General features: G+C 50.8%; 23 protein-coding genes. 17 read left to right on the forward strand and 6 right to left on the reverse strand.

Annotated elements, in window-relative coordinates:
• Positions 1 to 21 precede the first annotated feature (21 nt).
• The 9 genes from ORD20_RS05335 (at position 22) to ORD20_RS05375 (ending at position 11053) form a co-directional block, all read left to right on the forward strand.
• Positions 22 to 741 (forward strand): aspartate/glutamate racemase family protein, encoded by a 720-nt coding sequence (locus ORD20_RS05335; protein WP_430626577.1) that lies wholly within the window; start codon positions 22 to 24, stop codon positions 739 to 741.
• A complete protein-coding gene (locus ORD20_RS05340) occupies positions 719 to 1633 on the forward strand; it encodes a M20/M25/M40 family metallo-hydrolase (RefSeq protein ID WP_430626578.1) in 915 nt (304 codons plus the stop codon). The genes ORD20_RS05335 and ORD20_RS05340 overlap by 23 nt, the downstream gene beginning before the upstream one ends.
• Positions 1626 to 3626: a hydantoinase/carbamoylase family amidase gene (locus ORD20_RS05345; RefSeq protein ID WP_430626579.1), complete on the forward strand. Its 2001-nt coding sequence runs from the start codon at positions 1626 to 1628 to the stop codon at positions 3624 to 3626. Before ORD20_RS05340 ends, ORD20_RS05345 begins: the two co-directional genes overlap by 8 nt.
• Complete coding sequence (allB, locus tag ORD20_RS05350; protein ID WP_103376661.1) at positions 3613 to 4974, forward strand: allantoinase AllB; 1362 nt, start codon at positions 3613 to 3615, stop codon at positions 4972 to 4974. Before ORD20_RS05345 ends, allB begins: the two co-directional genes overlap by 14 nt.
• 695 nt (positions 4975 to 5669) lie before the next feature.
• Positions 5670 to 7118 carry an NCS1 family nucleobase:cation symporter-1 gene (locus ORD20_RS05355; RefSeq protein ID WP_207654695.1) on the forward strand — a complete coding sequence of 483 codons (1449 nt, stop codon included), beginning with the start codon at positions 5670 to 5672 and terminating at the stop codon, positions 7116 to 7118.
• 113 nt (positions 7119 to 7231) lie between these two features.
• Positions 7232 to 8620: a dihydropyrimidinase gene (gene hydA, locus ORD20_RS05360; RefSeq protein ID WP_103376660.1), complete on the forward strand. Its 1389-nt coding sequence runs from the start codon at positions 7232 to 7234 to the stop codon at positions 8618 to 8620.
• Positions 8621 to 8623: 3 nt separating this feature from the next.
• Complete coding sequence (locus tag ORD20_RS05365) at positions 8624 to 8986, forward strand: M28 family peptidase (protein WP_103376659.1); 363 nt, start codon at positions 8624 to 8626, stop codon at positions 8984 to 8986.
• Positions 8987 to 8992: 6 nt separating this feature from the next.
• Complete coding sequence (locus ORD20_RS05370) at positions 8993 to 9817, forward strand: M20/M25/M40 family metallo-hydrolase (RefSeq protein WP_103376658.1); 825 nt, start codon at positions 8993 to 8995, stop codon at positions 9815 to 9817.
• Between the two features lie 381 nt (positions 9818 to 10198).
• Entirely contained in the window at positions 10199 to 11053 is an 855-nt protein-coding gene (locus tag ORD20_RS05375; protein ID WP_103376657.1) for a hypothetical protein, read from the forward strand.
• A 61-nt stretch (positions 11054 to 11114) separates the two neighbouring features.
• Here the strand turns inward: ORD20_RS05375 and ORD20_RS05380 are convergent, their stop codons facing one another.
• Positions 11115 to 12608 carry an APC family permease gene (locus ORD20_RS05380; RefSeq protein ID WP_158246384.1) on the reverse strand — a complete coding sequence of 498 codons (1494 nt, stop codon included), beginning with the start codon at positions 12606 to 12608 and terminating at the stop codon, positions 11115 to 11117.
• Positions 12609 to 12663: 55 nt separating this feature from the next.
• Between ORD20_RS05380 and ORD20_RS05385 the strand changes: the two genes are divergently transcribed.
• Positions 12664 to 12792 (forward strand): hypothetical protein, encoded by a 129-nt coding sequence (locus tag ORD20_RS05385; protein ID WP_255398166.1) that lies wholly within the window; start codon positions 12664 to 12666, stop codon positions 12790 to 12792.
• A gap of 54 nt (positions 12793 to 12846) precedes the next feature.
• On the opposite strand, the gene ORD20_RS05390 is transcribed toward ORD20_RS05385, so the two are convergent.
• Entirely contained in the window at positions 12847 to 13080 is a 234-nt protein-coding gene (locus ORD20_RS05390) for a hypothetical protein (protein WP_103376655.1), read from the reverse strand.
• A gap of 16 nt (positions 13081 to 13096) precedes the next feature.
• A complete protein-coding gene (locus tag ORD20_RS05395) occupies positions 13097 to 14317 on the reverse strand; it encodes an FAD-dependent monooxygenase (RefSeq protein ID WP_242968637.1) in 1221 nt (406 codons plus the stop codon).
• A gap of 244 nt (positions 14318 to 14561) precedes the next feature.
• Here ORD20_RS05395 and ORD20_RS05400 point away from each other — a divergent pair, with 244 nt between their 5' ends.
• The gene (locus ORD20_RS05400; RefSeq protein WP_242968636.1) at positions 14562 to 15032 is read left to right on the forward strand and encodes an acyl-CoA thioesterase; all 471 of its coding nucleotides are present in this window, start codon (positions 14562 to 14564) and stop codon (positions 15030 to 15032) included.
• Between the two features lie 15 nt (positions 15033 to 15047).
• A complete protein-coding gene (locus ORD20_RS05405) occupies positions 15048 to 15971 on the forward strand; it encodes a fumarylacetoacetate hydrolase family protein (RefSeq protein WP_430626580.1) in 924 nt (307 codons plus the stop codon).
• Positions 15972 to 16930: 959 nt separating this feature from the next.
• On the opposite strand, the gene ORD20_RS05410 is transcribed toward ORD20_RS05405, so the two are convergent.
• On the reverse strand, positions 16931 to 18361 hold the full coding sequence (locus ORD20_RS05410) for an MFS transporter (RefSeq protein WP_103376653.1): 1431 nt from the start codon (positions 18359 to 18361) through the stop codon (positions 16931 to 16933).
• A gap of 441 nt (positions 18362 to 18802) precedes the next feature.
• Between ORD20_RS05410 and ORD20_RS05415 the strand changes: the two genes are divergently transcribed.
• From ORD20_RS05415 to ORD20_RS05435, 5 genes are all read left to right on the forward strand, one after another.
• On the forward strand, positions 18803 to 20455 hold the full coding sequence (locus tag ORD20_RS05415; protein WP_103376652.1) for a class I adenylate-forming enzyme family protein: 1653 nt from the start codon (positions 18803 to 18805) through the stop codon (positions 20453 to 20455).
• Positions 20452 to 20850 (forward strand): hypothetical protein, encoded by a 399-nt coding sequence (locus ORD20_RS05420; RefSeq protein ID WP_430626581.1) that lies wholly within the window; start codon positions 20452 to 20454, stop codon positions 20848 to 20850. The genes ORD20_RS05415 and ORD20_RS05420 overlap by 4 nt, the downstream gene beginning before the upstream one ends.
• Before the next feature lie 28 nt (positions 20851 to 20878).
• Positions 20879 to 21178 (forward strand): hypothetical protein, encoded by a 300-nt coding sequence (locus ORD20_RS05425; RefSeq protein WP_146039109.1) that lies wholly within the window; start codon positions 20879 to 20881, stop codon positions 21176 to 21178.
• 42 nt (positions 21179 to 21220) lie between these two features.
• On the forward strand, positions 21221 to 21943 hold the full coding sequence (locus ORD20_RS05430; RefSeq protein ID WP_103376649.1) for a hypothetical protein: 723 nt from the start codon (positions 21221 to 21223) through the stop codon (positions 21941 to 21943).
• Between the two features lie 310 nt (positions 21944 to 22253).
• Positions 22254 to 22793 (forward strand): DNA topology modulation protein, encoded by a 540-nt coding sequence (locus tag ORD20_RS05435; protein ID WP_103376648.1) that lies wholly within the window; start codon positions 22254 to 22256, stop codon positions 22791 to 22793.
• Here the strand turns inward: ORD20_RS05435 and ORD20_RS05440 are convergent.
• Positions 22790 to 23401, reverse strand: a complete 612-nt coding sequence (locus tag ORD20_RS05440; protein WP_103376647.1) for an anti-sigma factor domain-containing protein — start codon at positions 23399 to 23401, stop codon at positions 22790 to 22792. The two genes, ORD20_RS05435 and ORD20_RS05440, sit on opposite strands and share 4 nt — an antisense overlap.
• Positions 23385 to 23978, reverse strand: coding sequence for an RNA polymerase sigma factor (locus ORD20_RS05445; RefSeq protein WP_158246383.1), 594 nt, complete (start codon positions 23976 to 23978; stop codon positions 23385 to 23387). Before ORD20_RS05445 ends, ORD20_RS05440 begins: the two co-directional genes overlap by 17 nt.
• Positions 23979 to 24127 lie beyond the last annotated feature (149 nt).

A 24127-nucleotide genomic window follows, 5' to 3' on the forward strand; every position in this document is an offset into this window, starting at 1 on the left:
ATATTAACGGGTGGTCTTGTCGTGGGCGCATGGCGTCAGGCGCTGATTGTGGGAAAGAAAGGGGCAAGTTGCGTGCGAGTTCTTGTTATTAATCCAAATACGCAGGTGGAATTATCTTACGCATTGGCCGAGACGGTCCGCAACAAGCTGCCAGAGGCGGAAATCGTGGCTTTTTGTCCGACAAGGGGCCCGCTTTCTATTGAATCTGAACGGGATGCGTGGGAGAGTGCTTGGTATTGTATGGAGGAATTAGGCGAACTGCCTGCGGAAATGGATGCCGTTATTGTCGCGTGTTATAGTGACCATCCATTAATTCCGGTCTTGCGGGACCGATTGGTCCATAAACCTGTTATTGGCATTTTGCAAGCATCATTATGGGCTTCAGCAAATGCTGGAATTCCCCCCTTAATTGTAACAAGTGGTGATTCATGGATTCCTGTGTTGTCTAATTATTTATCCCAGCGGCAGCAGGAGGGCATTGTCCGGGCTGTCCATGCATCGGCGGCCGACCTCTTTGCGAATTCCTCTGCGACTATTGATGCGATTCGGACAGAATTGGTGGATGCGGATCCCTCTACGCCGTATGCTCTGTGTTTAGGATGTGCGGCGATGACGGGGCTGACATCTCATATCACGCCGCATTGGTCCTATCCGGTTATAGATGGGGTAGAGGCGGCGGCGGACTGGATAAAAAATTGGTGTGAGGAGCGAGTGTGCGATGGGGATAAGCGGCTTCGCTGAGATGCAAAGGCTTCAAGATCACGTTATGAGAGAATTTATTGAAGATTTTCGCGGTCTATTGCAGGTGCGTTGTGAAAACCCTGGGGCGGATATGACGTTGGCCGCTGAATATGTAGCGGCAGTCGCCGAGCGATTAGGGTATACCGTTAGAATCGATCATGTGCCAGACAGTTTAGCGCACCAGCACCATGTGAGGAAAGCGGTGAATGTTTTAGCCCGAATCGGTCCAGACGCCGATCAGGCCGTGATTCTTAATGCGCATTTTGATACAACGCCTCCCGGGGAGGGCTGGAGTGTCGACCCCTACAGCGGCCACCTGAAAGATGAGGTGATCTATGGCCGGGGTGCTGCTGTGTCAAAATCCGACGTCATGGGATATTTGTATGCGGTATATATGGCATATCAGATGGTAAGGCCTTCATTTCCTGTGTTTGTCATGCTCACTGGCGATGAGGAAACAGGGGGATACCTTGGTCCCCAGCGCCTGTTGGCACTTGGCTCATGGCCTGCCCACACGGTGGCCATTTGCCCCGGTAGTGCTGATGTGGTAGTGGATCGACACGGAGGGGCTCTTTTGTGGACCATTGTGCTTAGGGGGCGGTCGCGGCATGCCGCTGTCAGTGAACGCGGCGGCGACAGTGTGAAAGCCGGGGCGGAACTGATTACCGAGTTCTATCAATATCGCGAAGCACAGATTCCGACTATTTGTTATGGGGCGGGGCAAGCCAATCTTTTCGAAATGGGGGCGCATGGCCCTGATGAACACATTGCCATGGCCGATTCATCTCGGGCCATGTTGGTACTTTCAACCGTCGTGGCGACGTTGTGGCGTAAAGGTCCTACGAGTCTTGTTGATCTAGCTTTGACCGCGAAAGGTGATGAGCATGATTGATCTCAATCCATACAGAAGAATAGAAGACGATTTACAACAGTTAGCCCAATACACGGAAGAACCGACGCGAAAAGGGGTTACAAGGCGCCTGTATTCCCCTCAATGGGCAGCGGCACAGAGACACCTTGTGCAGTTAATGCGCGGGGAAGGATTAAATCCCTGGGTTGACGCGGTAGGCAATGTACATGGGCGGATTGAGGGCCGTTCTCGCCATACGATTCTTACGGGATCGCATTTCGATACCGTTCGGGGTGGTGGCGCTTATGACGGAGTGTACGGCGTCGTGGCGGGAATTTTCGCCTTATCACAAATTAAGAAGCGGTGTAGAGTGCCTGAAAAATCTTTAGAAGTGGTAGCGTTTTGTGAAGAAGAAGGAAGCCGCTTTCCCATGACATGTTTGGGCAGTCGAGCCATCTTGGGCGCTTGGCAGCCGGAAGAAGTGGCGCGTCTTGTGGATGATCAAGGGACGAGCTTGTTCGAAGCCATGCAGATGAATGGCCTCGATTGGCGATCTATGGGAGAAGCAAATCGTTCGGATTATGAAGCCTATATTGAGCTTCATGTGGAGCAGGGTCCAGAATTAGAAGATGCCCAGTGTGCCATCGGCGTGGTTTCTGAAATTTTTGGCCAAGAACGATGGCTTGTCAGCGTAAGGGGTGACAGTGCTCATGCGGGGACGACGCCGTTGGCACGTCGTCAAGATGCTTTGGTCGCGGCCAGTGCAATGGTTTTGGCCATCAATACCTTGGGGTATCGCTATGAACCGATTGGTATAGCCACTGTGGGGATATTGGAAGTCATTCACGGGTCGATCAACTGTGTTCCTGGTCATGTGCAATTTTCGGTCGATTTTCGAGCTGCCCAAGATTCCGTGCGTCAAAGACTGGCGGATGAAATCGGCATAAATAATGCTCTTTTTGAAATGGTTGCACAGCAATTGCGCGACAGAGCTTCTTATGTGCGTGATGGAAGTCCTCAAGGACTTGTAGCTAGTGGGGAAACTGCAGAAGGCTATCCCGTTATTCGGGAAGGTGTATGGTACGGAGAGATTATTCTTGTAAGGCGGCGAAAACCGCTAGGAATGGCGCTGTCGGCGGCGATCCATGCCATTGCCTTATTGAGAGCCAAGCAGTATTGGTCCATGCAGCAATTGTACGTCCAACAACGTCAATGGATTGAGGGTATGACCCGTGAAGGCTCGTTGACACCTGTATCGACATTGACTTCGCCATTTCGGTTCGATCACGTATTGTTCAAGGGTCCTTATGGTGCCATGGTGGTGCATGTGCAAACGGGACCGGGCTTTCAGAGAATGGGTAACCATTGGAATCAACGCGTTTCGCTCTTGGATGAAACGGCTCAATGGCTCCAGATGTTTTTGACCCAGAAGGGTTGGGGACTGATTCTGGCTTCTGACGATGATGAGTTGGTGGGAATCGCTTCGCCTGGTTCTAAGTCGATGGAAGGAGACGATTTCTCGTGGAATTATCGTCAATTAGAAGAGGCCAGCCAGGCTTTGTGGGCTCACTTTCATGTTAAGGTGTCGTTTCATTTAGGACGATTATATCCTTCAGCAAGTCATTTGCCATTGTCTTTGCAAGAAGCCCGCGAGGTCGCAAAGACGCTTACGAATCATGTGATCAACGTCTACCAGGCTCGAAGTCTTCAAGCATTGCTTCGCCAGATTGCCCCCGAAGACCGTGCGCGTTTTGTGACAGAAGTATTTGGGCCCTTGTTAACACTCTCAGAACCGGAACGTGCTGTTTTGCTGGAAACCATGGATATCTTTTTTGAAAACCAAAATCAGGCATCGGAAGCGGCTAAAGCTCTGTATGTCCACCGCAACACGGTGTTGTACCGAATACGTAAGTTGGAAGATTTGCTGCATCGGTCGCTTAGTGATGCCGAAGATCTTTTGACAGTGCGGGTTGCGCTCCTTTTTCTTAAAGAACTGGATTTAAGGGAAGGAGCGCCGCGTCATGACATGTACTAAGATGCGTACGATTTACAATGCCCACATTGTGCTGGAGGACAATGAGATGTGGGGACACGTAACTATTGATCAGGGACGCATCCAAAGGATTGGCCCAGGAAACTTAGCTAAGGGATTAGTTTCCGCAAGTTATGATGCGCGGGGCGCGGTCGTTATGCCGGCCATGATCGATGCGCATGTGCACTTCAATGAACCAGGACGTACTCACTGGGAAGGATTTCATCAGGGGTCTCGTGCGGCTTTGGCTGGCGGGGTTGGTGTTATCTTTGACATGCCATTGAATAGTCTGCCTCCTACCACAACTAGGGAAGCTTTACAGCAAAAATTGGCGGCTGCCCAAGCGCATTGTCGCACCCACTTTGGATTATGGGGTGGGGTAGCGAATAATGGAATAAAGCAATGGCGCGCATTGTGGAACGCGGGCGTCATGGGATTTAAACTTTTTATGGCAGACTCTGGCGTTCCGGAATTTCCTGCGGCTGATGAAGAGACGCTCATAGCGGCTTTGCGTTTTTCGGCGGAGTCGGGTGCCTTGATCGCTGTGCATGCTGAGGACCAATCCGTAATGGATGGTCAACGGCGTTTTCTTGAAAATGGCTGGCGGCGCGAAGATTATTTGCAGGTTCACAACCCAGATAGTGAAATAGCGGCGGTCGACCGACTTTTATACTGGGCAGAGCGTTTGAGGGCTAAAATTCATATTGTTCATGCTTCTTTGGCAGATACAGTGGTGAAAACTTTCAAGGCGAAACAGCGTGGTGTCGATGTTTCAGTAGAGACGTGTCCGCATTACCTGACTTTGACCGATCAGGACTATTTGACAAGGGGAGCACGTTATCAATGCGCCCCGCCGCTGCGCTCTGCCCAAAATGTCGAGGATTTGTGGGACTGTGTGGCGAAGGGCTATGTGGATTGGATCGCGAGTGATCATTCCCCGAGTCCGCCAGGGCTGAAAACGGGGAGCGATGTGTCAAAAATTTGGGGAGGGATATCCGGGATACAATCGAGTGTGGAAGTCCTGTTATCGGAAGGGTGGTTGAAGCGGCAAATCCCATTGCCACGGCTGTCCGCGTTGCTTAGTACCAATGTGGCCAAAAGATTTGGTTTGCAAGACCGGGGGGCTATTCAACGAGGGTATTGGGCGGATTTAGCCATAGTTGATTCTCATTCTGATCACTCTTTGGAGTCTTCAACTATCTACGATGCCCACCGACACAATCCTTATTGTGGGAAAGTATTGCCCGCGAAAATTCAAGCGACTTGGCTTAATGGCCAAATAGCATATGCGCAGGGCGAATGGTATGATTTCACGCCGCAATGGATCCCTGGCCCAGGCGTATTGCTGTGACGCAGGGGCAGTGGATCCTTTGACGCTATCAGGGTATAGATGCTATAGAGATCGCCTGGGATCCGGCGTGTTGCCAAAAATGAAGCGAAAGCCTCGGCGTACGTTTGCAAGACATAGGCTCTTTTGGTTCGTGAAAGCCAAAAGAGCCTTAATAGTATGAGGCAGCATTGCTTGCGTATAAGCGCATGGTGGATTATAAGTTCAATTCTAATTTTGTGTGTTCTGTAAACGCCACTTGGTTTCTGCTCCAAGTGCCTGCGTGCGTTGTGGGTGATCCACGTTGCGAGTGTTAAGGAACTTTTCGCATCAACCTCAGTGCCCCCCCAAGGCAGTTAAAGCACAACATTCTGCAGTCGCTGAGTATCCAGAAAGAATACGATTTGCGAGCGGCTTCTTTTGACGTGCCTGACAAGAGATTTCCGACATATATGAGTGCGTTGCACAGGAATTTGGTTGATTAGTTGTCCGTGTAAACGTGTATTGATGGGTCTTTCGTCTTACAGGATTCATTCACTAGGCCACGCTAACCGTTACTGCCGATCAGTTTTGAGTGAAAGAAATACATTACACAAGTAAATAGCTTTTTGTAATAAATAACATACGAAATAAAAATTTTTGTCATATCCTATATCGGTAATGATAGATAAAAATGATAGTTTAACCATGAAGTTAACATGAAAAAGGAGAGAGCGGCAATGGCCAACGATTTGATGGTAAAAGACCCTGAATTGTACAATGTCGACCTTGCTCCCATTTCGAAAGAAAAGAGGCGCTGGACATGGGTGAATTACAGCACCATTTGGATGGGAATGGTCCACAATATTGTCGCCTACGAAACCGCCGCGGCTCTTCTAAGCCAAGGTTTTAGTGTGGCGCAAGCCTTGCTTGCTGTCATAATTGCCAATGTGATTCTGGTCTTGGCCATGTGGTTGAATGGGGTGGCGGGAGCTAAATATGGATTACCTTTTCCGGTATTGATTCGTTCGGCTTTTGGCTACAAAGGGGCACAAATCCCCGTGTTATTGCGTGCCTTTGTCGCGATATTTTGGTTTGCCGTGCAGAGCTACGCGGGTAGCTTAGCCATCAATGCCTTGTTTGGTTTATTGATTCCGGGTTGGAACAGTCTCTCACAATATGCTTTCTTGGGCTTGCAGGCTAATGTCGCGATTGCGTTTGGATTGTTCTGGATTTTGCATGCGTTGGTCATATCCCATGGTATGGAGAGAATTCGACATTTCGAATTATGGGCGGGCCCCATGGTGATTATTATGGGATTGATTGCAGTGGTATGGGCGGTTAACGCTGCTCATGGATTAGGGCCCCTGTTTACCGAGCCAAGTCACCTATCACCGGCCGCATTTGACGCGGCGTTTCCCTTGGCGGTTACCGGACTGATTGGAGTATGGGCAACATTAGTCCTGAACATTCCCGATTTCACAAGATTTGCTAAAAGCCAGCGCGATCAGGTAGTAGGGCAGGCTATTGGATTGCCGATTACCGCCATCCTCTTTGCCCTTATTAGCATTATCACGACGTCTGGGGCTTTAGCAGCTTTTGGAAGCGCCATTTCAAATCCCGTCGATTTATTGCAACGGTTCCATAATCCTCTCATCTTGGTATTTGGTGCTTTGACTCTTATCGTCGCTACGCTATCCGTGAATGTTGGTGCCAATGTCGTATCGCCTGCTTACGATTTAGTCAATTTGTTCCCGAGAAAACTGCATTTTGTGAGCGCGGGGATCTTAGCTATTGCCTTAGGAGTCTTGTTTGTCCCGTGGATGTGGTTTAACAATGCCACCACGATTTACGATGTGTTAGGTGCCATTGGTGGGGCTTTAGGGCCTGTTGCGGGGTTGATGTTGGCGGACTTCTATGTCGTACGCAACCAACATTATGATGTTGAGCAATTCTTCGAACGGTCGGGAGATTTTCGTTACCAAAACGGCTGGAATCTCAGGGGTCTAATGGCCTTTGGGGTGGGGCTATTGGGAGCTTTTATCGGACTTTTTATTCCAAGCCTGCACGTTTTGTATACGTATTCGTGGTTTGTCGGAATCGTTGCTAGTTTTGTAAGTTATGCGTTGCTGATGAGACCCTATGTGGTTGCTACGGTTATTCCAGAGCCCAAAGAAGCAGAACTTTAACGCATCACAAAGTGGCGATGCGCTTAAGACGTTCTATACCCGCATCGCTACTTTGTTTTAGAGGGTTCGCGTGAGCATAACAACGTCAACATCGACAGTAGGAGGGGCTACTCGTGCGCACGATAATTCGAAACGGCTACATTGGTCTGACGCCTGATACACTCATTCAGGCAGACTTGGGCATTGTCCAGGGAAGCGTTTACTACATTGGCCGTGATGTGAATCGTCAAGATTATGATGTGGAATTGGATGCGAGTGGATGCTGGGTTCTCCCTGGTGGGATTGACCCACATGTGCACCTCGATTGGGATTTTGGCGACACGGTGACGACTGATGATATGGGTTCAGGGACAAAGGCCGCCGTGTTTGGTGGTACGACAACCGTCATGAATTTTATCCAGCCACAACCGGGGGAATCGTTGCCCGCGTTAGTGGAACGATGGAAAGAAAAAAGTGGGGCGTCGTGGGCCCACTACGGCTTTCACATCATCATTCCCGAAATGAATGACCAGTGGCTTAAAGAACTGGCATTATTGCCTTCCCTAGGAGTGCACACGATTAAGGTATTTACTGCTTATCCTGGCAAACTTATGCTCTCCGATGCGGATATTTATAAAGTTTTGCGAACGGCAGGTCACAGTGGTGTTATGACCATGGTTCATGCGGAAAATGGTCCGGTAATCGATGTGATTGCCGAAGACGCCATCATGGCTGGTCATTATCAAGCGGGTTATCATGGGATAACGAGGCCGGCAGAACTGGAAGGGGAAGCGGTGTTTCGTGTGGGCCAACTCGCCAGACTAGCCAAAGCGGCAGCATATATTGTGCACATGAGTTCTCATGAGGCGGTCCAAGCTCTCGCGTTCGCGCGCCAATTAGGTGCGAACTTGGCAGCGGAGACGTGCCCGCAATATTTATTCTTAGATGACCAAGTCTATGAACCGGACAGTTTTTCTGTCGCGCGTTTTGTGTACACGCCCCCATCACGCTCCCTTAAAGACCAGGAAGTTTTATGGACGGCATTGAAAAGAAGAGACATTGGCATTGTCTCGAGCGATCATTGTCCTTTTGACATGGAGGGGGCAAAGCAACTCGGCATTCATGATTTTCGACAGATTCCTAATGGAGGGCCAGGAATTGAGACGCGGGTGCCATTATTGTTAAATGCGGTTCAGCGTAAAGAGATTGACTTGGGTTCCACGGTCGGTTGGATGTCGACGCATGCTGCTAAAACGTTTGGACTTTTTCCGTATAAGGGTGCACTGTTGCCCGGTAGCGATGCTGACATTATTATTGTTGATCCTCAAAGGGTTCCACCGCCCATCCATGTGGAACAATTGCATCAGCGTGTCGATTATACACCATATGAAGGGTGGGCCGTTCGAGGTTTTCCGCGGGACGTGATGGTAGGTGGCCAATGGGCTATTCGGGACTATCAATCTACAGGCCAGCCCCCTAATGGGCAGTTTATTGGTTTTCAGCATGCGGCAGTGAGGGCGTAGCCCATGAACCGACGAAGGTTTTGGGATTACTTTCACAGACTACAAGGCATTGGGCGCCAGGACAATGGAGTATTTCGGGTAGCATGGACGGATGAGGATATGTTGGCGCGGCGAGAGTTGGCAGAGATCCTCACGTATGAGGGGTTTACTGCGTTTCGCGACGGGGCGGGTAATGTTTGGGGACTGTGGACACCTAAGCCAGGGCAAGAATATCTGGTGCTCGGTAGCCATCTAGATAGCGTGGCGGGCGGAGGTGATTTCGATGGAGTCTACGGGGTAGCCGCGGCACTAGAAACGCTCTTGTCCTTGCGTGAATGCCAATTTGGCGGTTATGGCAATGTGGCCATCGTGGCATTCGCTGATTAAGAAGGGGTGCGGTTTAATTCCGGTTTATTAGGAAGCCGAGCTATCACAGGCGCTTTGACGCGCCAAGAATTTATGACAATGGCAGATGCAAGTGGAAACCACAGTTTAGAGGATGCGGCGGCTGCGTATGGGGTGACATGGGAATCCTTGTCTGCCATAAGACCGGTGCCGATCTGTGCGTATCTAGAAATCCACGTGGAACAAGGTCCGATCCTTGAAGAGCGCCAAATTCCTTTAGGGATTGTGAACGTGATTGCGGGAAGGTCGCAAGGGTATGTGCAGTTTACGGGGCATCAAAACCACGCAGGGACTACGCCCATGGACAAAAGACAAGATGCCTTGCTTGCGGCAGCGCAGGCTGTTGTGGGCTTGCATGAGGCCGTTATGGACCATGAATGTGTGGGGACGGTTGGCGATATTATCGCGGATCCTGGTAGTCCTAATGTTATTGCCGGTCATTCTGCAATTTCTTTTGATGTTCGCGCACCTAATGACGATATACGGGAAGCGGTTTTGCGCCGGTGGCAAGCCTCATGGGCGGCAGGGGCTATCGTGCAAAGGGTTGATAAGGCGGCAGTAGCGTTAGACCTTACGATTCGCAATATCTTAAGCGACGCTGCTGCTCGCCTTCAGATTCCAACAATGTTTCTCAATAGTTGGGCTGTACATGATGCTATGATCTTGGCTCAATCCGTGCCCTCAGGACTACTGTTTATTCCAAGTGCTGCGGGCGTTAGTCATGCTCGCGATGAATGGTCTTCGCCCCAAGATTGCGAAATCGGGGTGATGGTGTTCGAAGAAGCAGCTCGGACAATATTGACAGGGACTTGAACATTGAAGGCTTAGTAGAAACCTGTTAGACCATGCTTGCTAACCTTGAGCCATGGGCACAAAAAGAGCCAAACATGGGGGCAAGGAAGTCAAGGCTCTAACCGGTTACTGTATAAGCCTGAAGGCATGGGATGGGACAGGATTTGACAAGAGGAGAGTGTGGGTGGTCCCAGACAAGTGGCAGCCTCATGTCTGAGACCGCCATTGTGTCATGTATTTTGAGTTAAATGACATATTTTACCCAATCATTTCCAATAATATTTATAATGAAGCTATCCTCCATGGACATTCTCAGTCCCTTTGGGGATATGAAGGAAAATGGTATACGCAAGGGGTTGTCGAAGCGATATGTAATAAGGAGGTTTTAATCGGAGGTGGGCTATGAGATCTAATACCACACCATCTTTGAGATGGCTAAAAGCGATGGGCATCATCAGTGTCATCGGTGTCTTTGCTGTGAACGCTGCAGGCTTTATCGATCATGATACGCATTCAGGCCAGGGATGCGGCGCGGATTGGCCATTGTGCCACGGCGCGGTGGTCCCTCGTTTTGATAACACAGCTGTGGTGATTGAATATGTACATCGTTTGCTGACTTTAGGGTTTGTAGTGGCTCTCGTGGTATTTTTAGTCGGTGCGTGGCGCTACAGCCGTTATGCGCAGCAGTGGAAGCGCTTTATGGTGATATTGCTGAGCTTATTAGCTATTGAGACTGTGATTTGCACTCTAGGAGTCTTGTGGAATGTTCCGGCTGCGATTATGGCTATTTTAGCCCCGTTAGGGTTAGCGGCTCAGAGCGTTCTAGTTGTGATGGTTTTGGCGTTATGGCGGTATCCTGTGGTCACTTCCCGAACAGCTCTGTCGTCTCGTGTTGAGGTCTGGATGGCAACGGCCTTGGCCGTCAATTTATATATGGGCGCGTGGATCACTTATGCTCACCCTACCCTTCTTGTACAGGAGCTGTTTCACTTAAGCGGAATGGGGGTAGCAGTTGGTGCCGTGTGGTGGGTGTGGCAACAACGCCATAGTGCTCACCATCTGGTAAATAGCTTGGTTGGGATACCTTTGCTAGGGGTTGCATTGATTACACATTTTGTTACGGGAACGGTCGTGGGGGACACGCTGATTGTCGCTTGGCTGTCATGGGCTACCTCGGCGGTGGCCTTTTTAACGATAGGAAGACAAAAACCGCGTCCAAATCTTATGCGCCTTAATATATTAAGACAAATACGCTAAAGACCAAAGCCGCCCCGGTGAGAGGAATCCGGAGCGGTTTTTAGTGGAAGGCCAATGCGTCCTATTCCAAAGGAAGGTCCTCAGCAATGGCATGAATATGAATGCCTTTCTTTTTGGCGTGTGCTACAGACCAATGGTAGATGGCTGTTCCTACGAGAATGGCAACGACGGCTTGAAAGGCAGGCTGGAAGACTACGGGGGTTTTCGGTACGATGAGGACGCTGCTAATTAACAGGGCTGCAATAATAATTCCTAAGACAGCGGCGATAACGACTGCCCAACCATGGGCAATCGGTTCTCGCCAATGGCTGTGGCGAAAATGCGATCCCCACCTTAGGTTTAGCACGCCAATGCCGAGCAGGGCTAGGACCAATAAGATCGCAATGGACCGAAATGTCACGCCGATCGACCATCCGACGAGCGCCGACTGTATTAAAGATAAGGTGCCGATCACGGCGCTGAGAAATAGAGCAGCCGCCGGAGTGTGCCATTTCGATGTTTTGGCAAACCGGGCCGGAAACAAATGGTCTTGGGCCCATGCAAAGACGAGACGAGATGTGCCCATCATTTGTGGAGCGAGGGTTTTGCCAACAATGAGGGCGACTAATAGATTAAGAGCGGCGGCAAGGCTTGGAGATCCTAAGAGTCCTACCAGTCCTGGGGTGGTTGCGTACGCTGTATCGCCGTGATGAATTAATGTGACGACGCCCCACCAGGGAGCCGCGTGGAAAATGGCCAGGGATACCAGAGAAAACAACACGATTGCCGAAAGCCATCCCCAAAAAATTCCGAGGGGAATGGAATGCGTGCTGTCTTTGGCTTCTCCGCCTAAAAACGGCGCCGCAGAGATTCCTCCGTAAGCAAAAATGAAGAGGGTGCAGACCGAGAGAAATGCCGATAAGCTTGGGGCAGGAAAGGTGGTGGGAGCCACCAACGACACGTGTAATTTGGTGTGTACCGCTTGTGCAAATGTAGCGGGCGTGTTGCTGAATCCCACAGCGATGACGATAGCGGCCGTCAGAATGACGACACCCATTAAGATGGTTACCAGTTTGGCATAATGCCCTATACCGCGGTAATGCATCCAAAAAATGAGCCAAATGGCTACGGCTCCGGCCAAAATATGACCCCATGGCGTGACAAAGAAGGTCGCGCCTGGCAATCCTGCGCTGACAAGTCCTGCGGATAGGAAGGTACCAAAGGCAAAGGCTAGCACACCTATGGCGAAAGCTAAACTGGCCCACCATAAAAAGTGGACGATAAAGCCGATTTGCATGCCTAGGCTTCGGGTAATCCAAACATAGCTCCCGCCGGCTCTTGGCATGACTTTGCCAAAGCGCATAAAGAGAAAGACTTTAGGAAGATAGAATAAGCCGGTAACAAACATGGCTAAAGGGACGAGGTATTCGATCCGAGGGTAGACGCTAAGGCTTTGTGTCGCGACAAAGTTGATACCGGAACCGTATTCTTGGGAAAGTGCCGAGGCCATAATGGCAATGACCCCCACCACTTTGTCCAATTGATAGGGCCTCGTGTTAGAACCGGGTTCAATCATTTTCCGTTCACCTCTCCCACGTGACATATGAAAGTATATTAAAGGCTGTGGTAACATGGCGGAAAAAGGTCATGATGGCTTAGTGGTGGTCCGTGAGAAACAAGCGTTGGTCGTCGTCCAAAACATTGATATCTATTACTACCAGTACTACCATATTAAAGCACAAAAAGTTTATGTCTCGTAACGTTTGTTAATAAACACAAAGGGCAGGCTGTTCAGGGCCTGCCCTTTGTGTTTATTATTCGTCTTTTGCAGTGGAAGCAAGGGATTGGGCTAACCAGTTATGGTATTCATGCAGCAAGTGTGTACTGAGAATCATAGCGGCGTCAAGAATCACGGGACTCAAGGTTTCCGGCGATTCTTGACTACTGGCTAGGCGGTCGGTCAGCATTTTTAAGGCGTTGTCATAAACCTTGCCTAATCGCTCTGGATTCAATTGCGAGTAAAACACGGTGAATTCCGGCAGTGTCATTAGCAACCCTCTTCTCTTAATATTTGGTAGTAGCAGATGGGCCGGAGCGCGGTCCATATGGTCCTTCATCAAGCCAGCGCCCGAGTGCAGGCCACGCAGGAGACAAAGCAGCAGCGACATAACGTTTGGCTTGCATGCCGCTCGATGCGCCTTGGATGTGTTCGAGGGCGATGCCGGCTGCGTTCCGGTTGTAAATCGCGGCGTGGTGGCGTTGCTCGGCAAAATGAGCAATAGCCTCTTGCGCTGCGGAGGACGACTTGGCGTTCAGCGCTTGGTGAATGGCTTGCGCAGCGGTTACGGCATCGGGGACGCCGGAATTAAATCCGCGGGCACCGAAGGGCGCGAACAGGTGGGCGGCTTCGCCAACGAGCAGGACACGGTACAAAGAATCAGTGAAGGAATTCGCGACAACTTGAAGGAATTGATAGGTCGATACCCACGTAATGCGGTCCGCATATTTCTTATCCATAACAAGTGGAAGCCAACGTCGTACCGCGTCGAGACCAGCATAGTCCTCGACGACGTCACTGTCCTTTAATTGCAGATCGATGCGCCAACCGCCCGCAAAAGGCACGAACAAGACATTGCGTCCATCCATTTGCGGGTGGTTGTAATGGAACACGCGTTCTAGCGGTAGGGGATCATCGGGGTCTTCAGAAACATCGACGACAATAAAGGTATTGGCAGAGCGTGTGCCTTCCATATCGATATGAGCAGCATGACGCACAGTGGAATGGGCTCCGTCAGCGCCGATGACATAGGACGTGGTATAAGTGTGGCCATTGCGGGTTTTCACCACAACGCCGGTGGGCTCGATCTGTAATGTCTCAACAGGACTAGACCACACAAATTCAACTCCTTGCTCCAAGCACGCTTGATATAAAAATTGCTCGATTTGTACTTGGGGCAAGCTGGTAAACGGGGGAAGAGTATCGGGGGAAGGGGATGGATACGTTTTGGTGTATACTTCTTGCCCTTCAAACCACGTGCGCTTAACCGGCCAAACCACTCCATGTTGTGCCATGGTCTTCCCTAACGAGGGGGCGATGTCTTCGAGTAATTGCAGTGTAGCCTTATGCAGAAAAATGGCACGGCTACCGGGACGTAGGCGGTCTTGAGATTCCGCTTCTAAGACCATGACCGGAATATTTTCATGACGCAAAGCTAAGGCGGCCGTCATGCCTACAGGACCAGCGCCGACGACAATGGCGGGAAATGCGATATCTTGTAAACTCACCGGTTGACCTCCTAGGATGATGAATTGTAACGGACAAAATCAATGCTCTAGCATGCTGCATGGGCCCAATCCATTATGCAGGGCACATGTTGTTTCGCCATGGAGCGCAAGTTCGTGGTTATCATGACAATTTAGATTGTCTTCAAGAAAAAGTATAATATATAATATAGAAGATGTCGCGCCTTGCATATTAATCTGACGAATAAAGAATCCTGGATGTATTTCTGAGCAAGGAGAGGTAGCCATGATAGAAGACCGTATGGAGCAGGACGATGAACCAACACCAGGGCAGGATATCTGGCGCACTAAGGTAGCATGGGGGGATACCGACGCGGCGGGTTTCGTATTTTATCCGAATTATTTTGCCTGGTTTGATGAAGCAACTCATCACTTTATCGGGTCTTTAGCACAGAGTAGTCCCCAGTGGTTTACGGTGGAGCGTATTGGTTTTCCTTTGCTCGAGGCCTCTATTCAATTTTTTGCTCCGTTGCATTTTGGCGATCCTATTGAAGTGTCGACGACGGTGGAGCACGTCGGGAATAAGTCTATGACATTGTTACACGATATTGTCTGTCGTGGTCAACGTATTGCGCATGGCCGTGAAAAACGGGCGTGGGTAACATTTAAAGATGTAGAAACTCCCGTGGCGATTCCTATTCCGGAGACGGTTCGCCCCGAATTGTTGCGCCGATTAGTATCTCAGCAGTCATCGTAGTCAGGAGGAAACCGAATGAAGTTAGCCGTATTTGATGAAGCGCGAGTTGGCCTTATTGTCGATCACAGCGTGGTTGATATTACCGATTGGGTTCCGGATTGGTCACCTCGTTGGCCGTATGCTTGGATGCTCCCCTTTATTGCTCAGTTTGACGCGAAACGTGCGCAGTGGGAAGATTTAGCAGCCAATGGCCCCCGGCAGCCGCTCGACAAGGTGCATTTACGCGCGCCTGTGCCCATGCCCTCGAAAATTATTGCTGCCCCCGTAAACTACGTATTGCATCAGCAAGAGATGGGGGGGGCCAAAGGCGTCTACGCCGGCACACAAGTCAAAACCATTGAAGATTACGGCTTATTTCTGAAGCCTTCCTCATCTATTGCAGGGCCGGATGAGACCATCACGCTTCCCTTTGCCGAACGGCGAACGGATCATGAGGCGGAAGTCGGTGTTATCATCGGTCGTCAAGTGCGAAACATTACAGAAGACGAGGCAGAACAAGCGATTTTTGGATTTACGGGATTGCTCGATCTGTCCGTGCGCGGGCCTGAAGATCGCCCGTATCGTAAAGGGTTTGACGGGTTTTGTCCGATTGGGCCGTGGATTGTTACCAAAGATGAAATACCGGATATCAACCACATGACCTTTCGATTATGGGTTAATGGGGCGTTGCGGCAAGAAGGCTGCACCCAAGACATGATTTATTCCATCCGGCGATTAATCTCGTTGGCCTCATATCAAACGACCTTATTCCCTGGCGACATTATTGCCTCGGGAACGCCGCAAGGCGTGGGGGAAGTCAAGCCTGGCGACGAGATGCATTTGCAAGTGGATGGGATTGGGGATTTAATCGTGCGGGTGTCAAAGATGACAGCCACTCCACCAAACAATATGGGGGACTGGTTCAACAAATTTACCGTGGCCCGCACTGTGACCGCATAAATTGTTTTTGCTAATAATAAGCCGAGTGAGAATATAATCTCACTCGGCTTATCGGTGCGTCCGGCATGGGTGTGTGCTTTAGGGTGAAAGTCCCAAAGGGGGGGATGACCGTTCCAACCATAGCTTAAGGCAAGGTGCTCGTCGCGAGGCGGGATCTGAAGGAAGCCGGTCGCAAACCTCCGGCCGGACGAACAGGATGTGCATCCGAGGCGGGGCGCGTGGGGCGAATTCGCTCAACAGAATGAAGCCCAATACGGTCAAGCGCGCGTCACGTAAATGCACCCGGTAGATGGAGGGACCGTACACGTTCTTAGCCGGGTAGGTCTCTCGCGGTACCGCTAAAGCGGACAGGCGCACCGCAAGGTGCGCGTGACGGGAGAGAAGTCTAGACCCGCGCGGGCTGCAGAGCCGAACATGACCAGAAAGTGGTGCCGCTCATGAATTCGTGGGACTCACGACGGCAGCCGACTACCTAAGGTCTTACTGGGCATGCCCAATTCGCGTGCCACTTTTTTGTTGTGTCACCGCCAGTTGAACCGCTTGTTCTTTAAACGTTCGATCATATGGATTGGCCGTCGGATACCTGCTCAACCTGACCGTCGGGGATGTGCGCGAAACGCCCACGAAATGGCGGGAGCGCATTCAGATTACCGAACAGAAGACCGGGAAGACGAAAGACTTTCCGATGAGTGCGTCCGCGAAGAAAGCGTTGGGACCACCGTGATCCACACAAAACCAGATACTGTGTTTAAGTATTTTAGAAAATCCTGACAGAGAGGGAACCCTATGTCTCACAACCACTCAGCGCTGAAGAGCTCAGTGCGGGAAACCCGCACGCTGGGTTCCGTGGGGGTTGGGCTACTCCAAGTGAGTAGCCCTTCTACCCGGCGGGGCGGGTTAGTCACCCGCCGCTACTCGAATTTTGACCCCAATCAAGGTAGGGTTTACGGACAGAAAAGTTACGGGGAGATTTCCTCCAACTGGCGCCCGCGGGTTTTGACCCCGAATTGTGCAATGATGGCGCCTACGGCTAAAAATGCTCCCGTCATCAAAAATGCGGACATCACACTCATGTGTAAGGCTAGTGGTGCAATCACCATCAAGCCGACACCGCCGCCTAAATGGCCAATGCCATCCACCAAAGCAAATCCCGTGGTGCGCGCGCGAGTGGGGTAATTTTCTGTCGACCAACTATAAGTCATGGGGACCCAGAGGTTAAAGCCAAAAAAGATCATCGAGGAACCCAGCACAGACAACACAAAATCTGATCCCGCTTCGGCAACGAAAATGCCGCCTAATATGCAAATGACGGCAGAAATCGGCAGCCAGTATTTTCGCTCAAGCCGCTCTGCAGTGTAAAATGCGACAATCGTGGCTAAAATAAATCCGAAGGTTCCAAATGCAGCGATCAGCCCTGCTTCTGGTGGCGCGAAATGCAAGCTGACCAAAATACTGGTCATCCCCGCTGCATACGTATACACCGTCACGTAACTGATAAACCACATGGCCATGAGTAAAATTGTCCGTTTAAGATAGAGCGGATTGGAGAAAATTGCGGAGTAGGGAATGGCAGGCTCTCCAATTGCTGGTGGCTCGACTTGTTCTGTGATAGGGGGCAAGGGTCCGCGTAAAGACGCCATGTCTTCCATGAGGGACACAACCATGCTGGCCTCATGAATTCGATTTTGGGTAATGAGCCAACGGGGCGATTCGGGAAGGCGGATACGCACAAAAATGCCCGTGACAGCAAGCAGTCCGCCAATCAAATACATGGTGCGCCAGCCATTGGTGTAATGGGCGCTAGCCATAGCAAACGGCAAGCCCAGAGGAAATGGAGTGGCAGGCGTTGTCAGTAACAAGCCTAGCCAAATGCCTAAAAACGCTCCTAACGAGGACATTATAAAAATCAAGGAGGTATACTTGGCTCGACCCTGTCGTGGGGCGATTTCGTTGATATACGTATTGACAATGGCCAAGTCTGCGCCGACTCCCACGCCAGTCAGAATGCGAGAGAAGATGAATTGGTTATAGGTGGGAGAAAAAGCTGTCCATAAGGAGCCGATTCCTGTAATCATCATGGTGACAAGCAGCATATCGCGCCGGCCGATGCGATCAGACAAAGGGCTTAAAATTAAGGTGCCGATGACATAGCCGACAAGGTTTAAAAGAACGGGCAAACCAAGCCATGTGGACGAACTCTCCGGCGTACAACCATGGACGAGTTGGGTGCAGGTTTGAATAAACGACACATTAATATCAAACATGTCGTAGAACGTGAACAAAAAACCCACGCCGATGACGCCAATAAATAAATAGGGCATAGACCAAACGGATAATCGTTCGAGTCGGGAGAGCACGCTACTCGGAGAAATCGCTGTTTCAGGCTTCATAAATTCACCTCTGTTTGTCAGAAAATAGAGATAAGGAGGATATGCGCATATATAATATATTATATTAAAGAGGGCTTCAATAAAAATGATGCCAATAACAAGGTTTTATTTGTGAGTAGCCTTGTGTAAGGGGTCAATGAGGGGGGGGGGGCTTAATATTGCGAGAATAATGGCACGAAAGTAAGAACTTGGCCTAGGAGGCTTTGGAATATTTACGAGGTTTGGAGTCTTGCGGCAGGGGCTTTGGTTGGCTAGAATGAATAATACATTATATATAATGTTTTCCGGTAAATTTTAATTACCGCAATCGCTCACGCGCAACGTGCAGCGGATCTCAAAGAAGGGAGGATGCCTGGCTATGTAGTTCGTCTTGAGCATGTAGACGGCTACAACCATGGGACAACGCGATTTGTTTCCCGAGAACTTAGCTAGGTAAGGCCAGTGCTAACGGAAAAAGATTATTTATTTAACATTCCAGTGTCATTGCAATCCTACCTTCAGGGCTACACACTCCCTGACGTCTTTGACAAAACCGTGGCGCATTATGGCCACCGTATTGCGGCATACGATGGGGAAAGGTCATATACCTGGCAACAATGGCAGGAAGACGCTCGCGCTTTTGCAACAGCTCTGGCCAACATGGGGATTGGACGTGGGGATGTTGTTGGCGTTCATTTGCCCAATTCGTGGGAATTTTTAGTGGCTCATGTGGGTATTGCCATGCGCGGCGCGGTGATGCTGCCATTGCATATGGCGCACGGGGAGCGGGAAATATCGGCTCTATTATCCCGGACTCAAGCTCGTGTTGTCATCACGCCAGATCAATTTCGGGGCCATCAGCAATCCACGTTGACACAACATCTGCTGGAAACGCTTCCCTTTCTGGAAACAATTATTGTGGTAGGAGCCCAGGGAGGGTCGTTCTCGCACCCCGCCATGAAGGATTACCACACGTTAATGGAGCGAGGGCGGCAAGATTCGTGGCAACCCGTTTTGGTGCGTCCGGACGATCCGTTTATGCTTATCGCGTCATCCGGTACAACATCGACGCGTCCTAAAATTTGTGTGCATAGCCATGACGGCCTGCTGTCTAATGCTTGGGTTACTGCCACCGAAGGGAAGGCGCGGCCCGAGGACATCATTCTCAGTGGCAGCCCTTTTACCCATTTGTTTGGCATCTTATCGGTTCATATCAGCCTGCTTATGGGGGGAGGGCAAAGCCTTATCGCGCACTGGAACGTTATGGACTTTCTAGAACGTGCGCAATCGTCTCAGGCCACTGTTATTTTTGCTGTTCCGACGCAGTTGCGCGACATGATGAGTGCTTTGGATGCCCATCCTCATTCTTATCAATTATCGGTTCGTGAGATTCGTACAGGTGGGGCTGCTGTTCCCAAAGAGCTCATTGCTGCGGTACGTCAGCATTTGAATGCAGGAGTAGTGATTCAGTGGGGTATGTCAGAAATTGGGTCGGGTATCTTTACGAGGCCCGGCGTACCTGATGCCATTGTTGGGGAGAGTGTGGGGCTTCCGGCTCCCGGTGCGGAGGTGCGGATTTTGATCGAGGGGGCTCCAGCGCCCGTTGGGGATGTCGGCGATTTGTATTACCGGAGTCCCTATCTCTTTCATGGCTATTATGGCGATCCGGAATTGACGGCGGAGCAGGTGGATGCAGAGGCATGGCTCCGTACGGGAGATTTAGCGAGTTGGAATGCTGATGGGACGATTCAGTACCGGGGACGGGCGACGGAAACCTTGAATCGTGGGGGACTGAAATTTAGTGCATTGGAAGTCGAGTCCTTATTATCCGACCTGCCAGAAATTGCTCAACACGCGATTCTGCCGCGTCCCGATTTACGATTGGGGGAACGCGCTTGTCTTGCGGTGTCTTTCCGTGAGGGAGCCTCTTTGACGCTTCAAGACATCTGCCACCATTTGGAGGCCAAAGGGCTCGCGAAATATAAATGGCCAGAAGAATTAGTCGTGCTAGAGAAATTGCCAACTACGCCGACAGGAAAAATTGCTCGCGCATTGCTCAAAGAAGCGGTTTTAGAAGCGGAACGTAACAAGACATCGGAAGGAGCATCGAAATGATACAAGATCCGTATGAAGCCATTAAAGAATTAGGGGCGGCTCCCTTGTGGAAATACTATGGCAATCTGTTCCCCGCTGAGCCTAAAAGTGAAGCCGTGCCTTATGTATGGCGGTATCGAGACCTTCGCCCCTACATGTTGCATTTTTCCGAGGTGCTGTCCTTACATGAAGCGGAGCGGCGCGTCTTAATGTTAGTCAACCCTGGATTAACGGAGCCTCCTGCGACGGTGAATTCTTTATACGCTGGTATCCAGATTATTTTGCCGGGTGAGACGGCTCAAGCCCATCGTCACTCCGCCTCGGCGTTTCAGAACCGTAAAAGGCCAAAAGAGGTTAGTGGTAAAAACACGGTAGGAAAAAGAGGAAGGATTACGGTGGTGTCGAATCATGCATGATGAAGACACAACGAAAGGAAGGGAATCCATGTTACGCCACGGATGGCGTGTTGGCGGGCTCCTAATTATAGGGAGCTTAACCGCGGGATGTGGGGTCGCTCATACCGCGACGGCCACGCCCCAAAGTCCTACTGCTGTATCTGGTTCCGTTGTGACCGCAAAATCGGTGACCAAATCACCAGCGGTTCATATTAGCGTGGTGCAAAATCATGGGCAATTAGCGGTTAAGGTAGCGACATCGTCGAAGGCTTCGACGGCTACCGTCGAACAACTGCAGAAATCTGTTGCGCAATTGAATCAGCTTTTGCAAGAACTGCAAAATCCCTGAACGAGAAAACAAGACAAAACATTTGGTAGGAGTGATGGAATAATGAACGTGTGGAAAACAGCGCCTATTGTGGCGGCGGCATTAGCGGTGACCGCGGCCGTACCCGTCATGGCAGCAGGCCATGGACACAGTCCAGCTAACTTGCCCAGTCAGGCTGTCGCGCATGCCGTGTCTACGACATCTAATGGGGTTGCGGCCCGTGTATCGCAGGCGAGTTCTGTGGCATCTAAGAGTTCGACCGCTGTCCCCAGCCATGTAGTGTCGTTGCCAAAACAGGCGACCAGCCACGCTCACAGCCAGTCGTCTCAGGTGCTGGCGGATGTTGAAAAAATGCATGCCCTCATCATGCAGGTAAAGACGGCGCGTCAGCAATATGTCGCGGCCATTCGCGCCTATCTGCAAGGCTTATCGCAGACGGTCTCGACAGGATCTGCGACCGGAATGCAGCAAGCGTTGACGCAATTGCAGACGATTAAAACGACGTTAGCGCAAACGGTCCAAACGGTCATGGCAGCTCAACATGCGCAAGCAACGATGGGGGGTCAATCTGGACCGACCGCGTTATCTAACGTCATCGCCAAATTTCAAGCGGAACTCGCAGCCCTTGTCAAAGCGACTGCCCAGGTCAAGGCTTTGACAACGACGGTGAGTACTAGCCCTAGTACAGCGCCTTCCACCGGATCCAGTACGTCGCCCTCGACGAGTACGAGCACCGCTCCAAGCACGTCGCCCTCGGCGTCATCTACGGCGAGTTCAAGTAATTGACCTTAAATGGCCTAGGGCTGTCCCCATGGGGGCAGCCTTCTTTTTTATTTGGGGATTACTCCCACGTAGCGCAGGTGGTCGCGACAAGGTTTGCTGACGAACAGACAGGGACTACGGCTGGTATGATTGATGTGGCGCGGTCTAAAGCGCGTTAAACTATGGACGGTTACTTCAAACCTAAACGGATGCCTCGTGTTGTGGGCTTGGGCGAATTGGGCTGTCAAGCAGAATACACAGCAGCCTAGAGTTTGGCGAAGAGACCTTCGCTCGTTCGGCATACTAGAGGAGCCCCGCAACGAAAGGAGCTTTTATGCAACGAATTCTCGTTATTGGTCCCAGTGGGGCTGGTAAGTCCACGCTGGCGAGACAATTACAAGAACTGACGGGGATTTTTGTCATTCATTTAGACCAAGTCTATTGGCATCCAAATTGGAAAGAAACCAGCCGAAACGAATGGCGAATTTTGCAAGAAAATCTCGTGCAAAGACCCACGTGGATTATCGATGGCAATTATGGGGCGACATTGGATATTCGGCTGCAAGCTGCGGATACCGTGATTTTTTTGGATTTTCCCCGGCACCTGTGTTTGTGGAGAGTGTTAAAGCGCCTGGTCCAATATCGTGGCCGAAGTCGTCCGGACATGGCGCCGGGCTGTCCAGAAAAAATCGATAGGGAGTTTTTACGGTGGATTTGGTGCTGGCCGGTGGATGAACGGCCGCTGGTTATGGCACGGCTCAGCCAAGCTCCTAACGTGACGCAAATAACGCTTAAAACACCCAGGCAAGTGCGTGATTTTCTTGCGCGCATGGCTCAACAATGCCGAGAGCAGTCATCTCAGGGAGAGGGCTAGGAAGAGAAATGGTAACCGAAAATGCGCGGGCTGGTTGGGACCGGCATATTAGGGGCCGGTTCCATGGTAATGCCGACGGCGCGCGCATCGCGGGCGGGGTATGGCACCGCAAAAGTTATCGTCTGGGGTGTGCGCGTGAGAGGCAACACGGTGACAGGGATGTGTTGGTGTCCTTTGACCATCCAGACTTCGAGGACTCGGCCCAAGTGGGGGCTCAGATTTGTGGTGTGGATACGTCCCATGATATCGCCTGGTCGCCACTGAAGAGTGACGTGACTAGTGCTAAACGGTAGACTTGACGCCGTCATGGCAACAGGAGTGGGCCACGTGGGATGTGATGGGGCCACTGGGATGGCTGCCAAAACAGCTGCACTAGCTACCACCGCAAGGATACGGGAAACCTTTGGACGTGGCGTAAAGTGGGCTTGGGCCAAAATGCTATAGGCATCGACATTAGGGTGCGCGTAGGGTTCCGGTGCAAGTTGATGTAAGGCGCGAAGTAGGTCGGCTTGGCGCTTTTGACATAATTGGCAGGTCCGCAAGTGTTTGGGCACGCGGCCGTAGCGACGATGTGCTGTGAGCAATGCCTCATCAGTTAAATGGGCCACGGGGTTCTCTCCTTTCTGTTTCTTGATGAGTCTCCAATGCGGTTCGCAGTTTATGAAGTCCTCTGTGTATCCAACTCTTCACGGATCCTAAGGGCTTCCTTAGCATTTGCGCGATTTCTCGTTGACTAAATCCTCCGTAAACCGTCAAGATAATGGCTTGTCGTTCCTGCGAACTCAGAGGTTGGATCAATTGTCTGGCCGTCAATAAGGCGTCAATTTTGGCCATCTCATCTTCAGACGGCGCTGGCTCATCGAGAAAGGTGCTAGAGACTTCGGTCACTACCCGTCGCTTTTGGCGCAATGCATCGATGATGCGGCTTTTAGCAATTTGAAAAATATAGGCTTCAACGGACCCCCGCTCAGGTTTATAGGCATGGCATCTTTGCCATATATTAAGAAATACGATCTGCATCACGTCTTCGGATTCACGGTCATCAAAAATGATGCGTCTCGTGAGCCCGAGCACGCGAGGGGCATAGCGGTTATATAAAATGGCAAAGGCATCCTGATCGCCTGCTTGAATTCGTACCATTAACTCTAAATCGGTACGCTGTTCATCCTCTCCCTGCGTTTTCATCCATCGCCCCAAGAAAGTCGTCTTAGTCTTAAAGTCATCATAGCATGAGAATCCGACAGAATTCGTGGATGATATTTTCAGCGTATAAAAACATTGGATGAAGCCCATTGGCGTGCATCCATGGGGAACCTTTTCAGCGTATTGCTAAA

Source organism: Sulfobacillus thermotolerans, assembly GCF_039623705.1.
Classification (GTDB): domain Bacteria; phylum Bacillota; class Sulfobacillia; order Sulfobacillales; family Sulfobacillaceae; genus Sulfobacillus; species Sulfobacillus thermotolerans.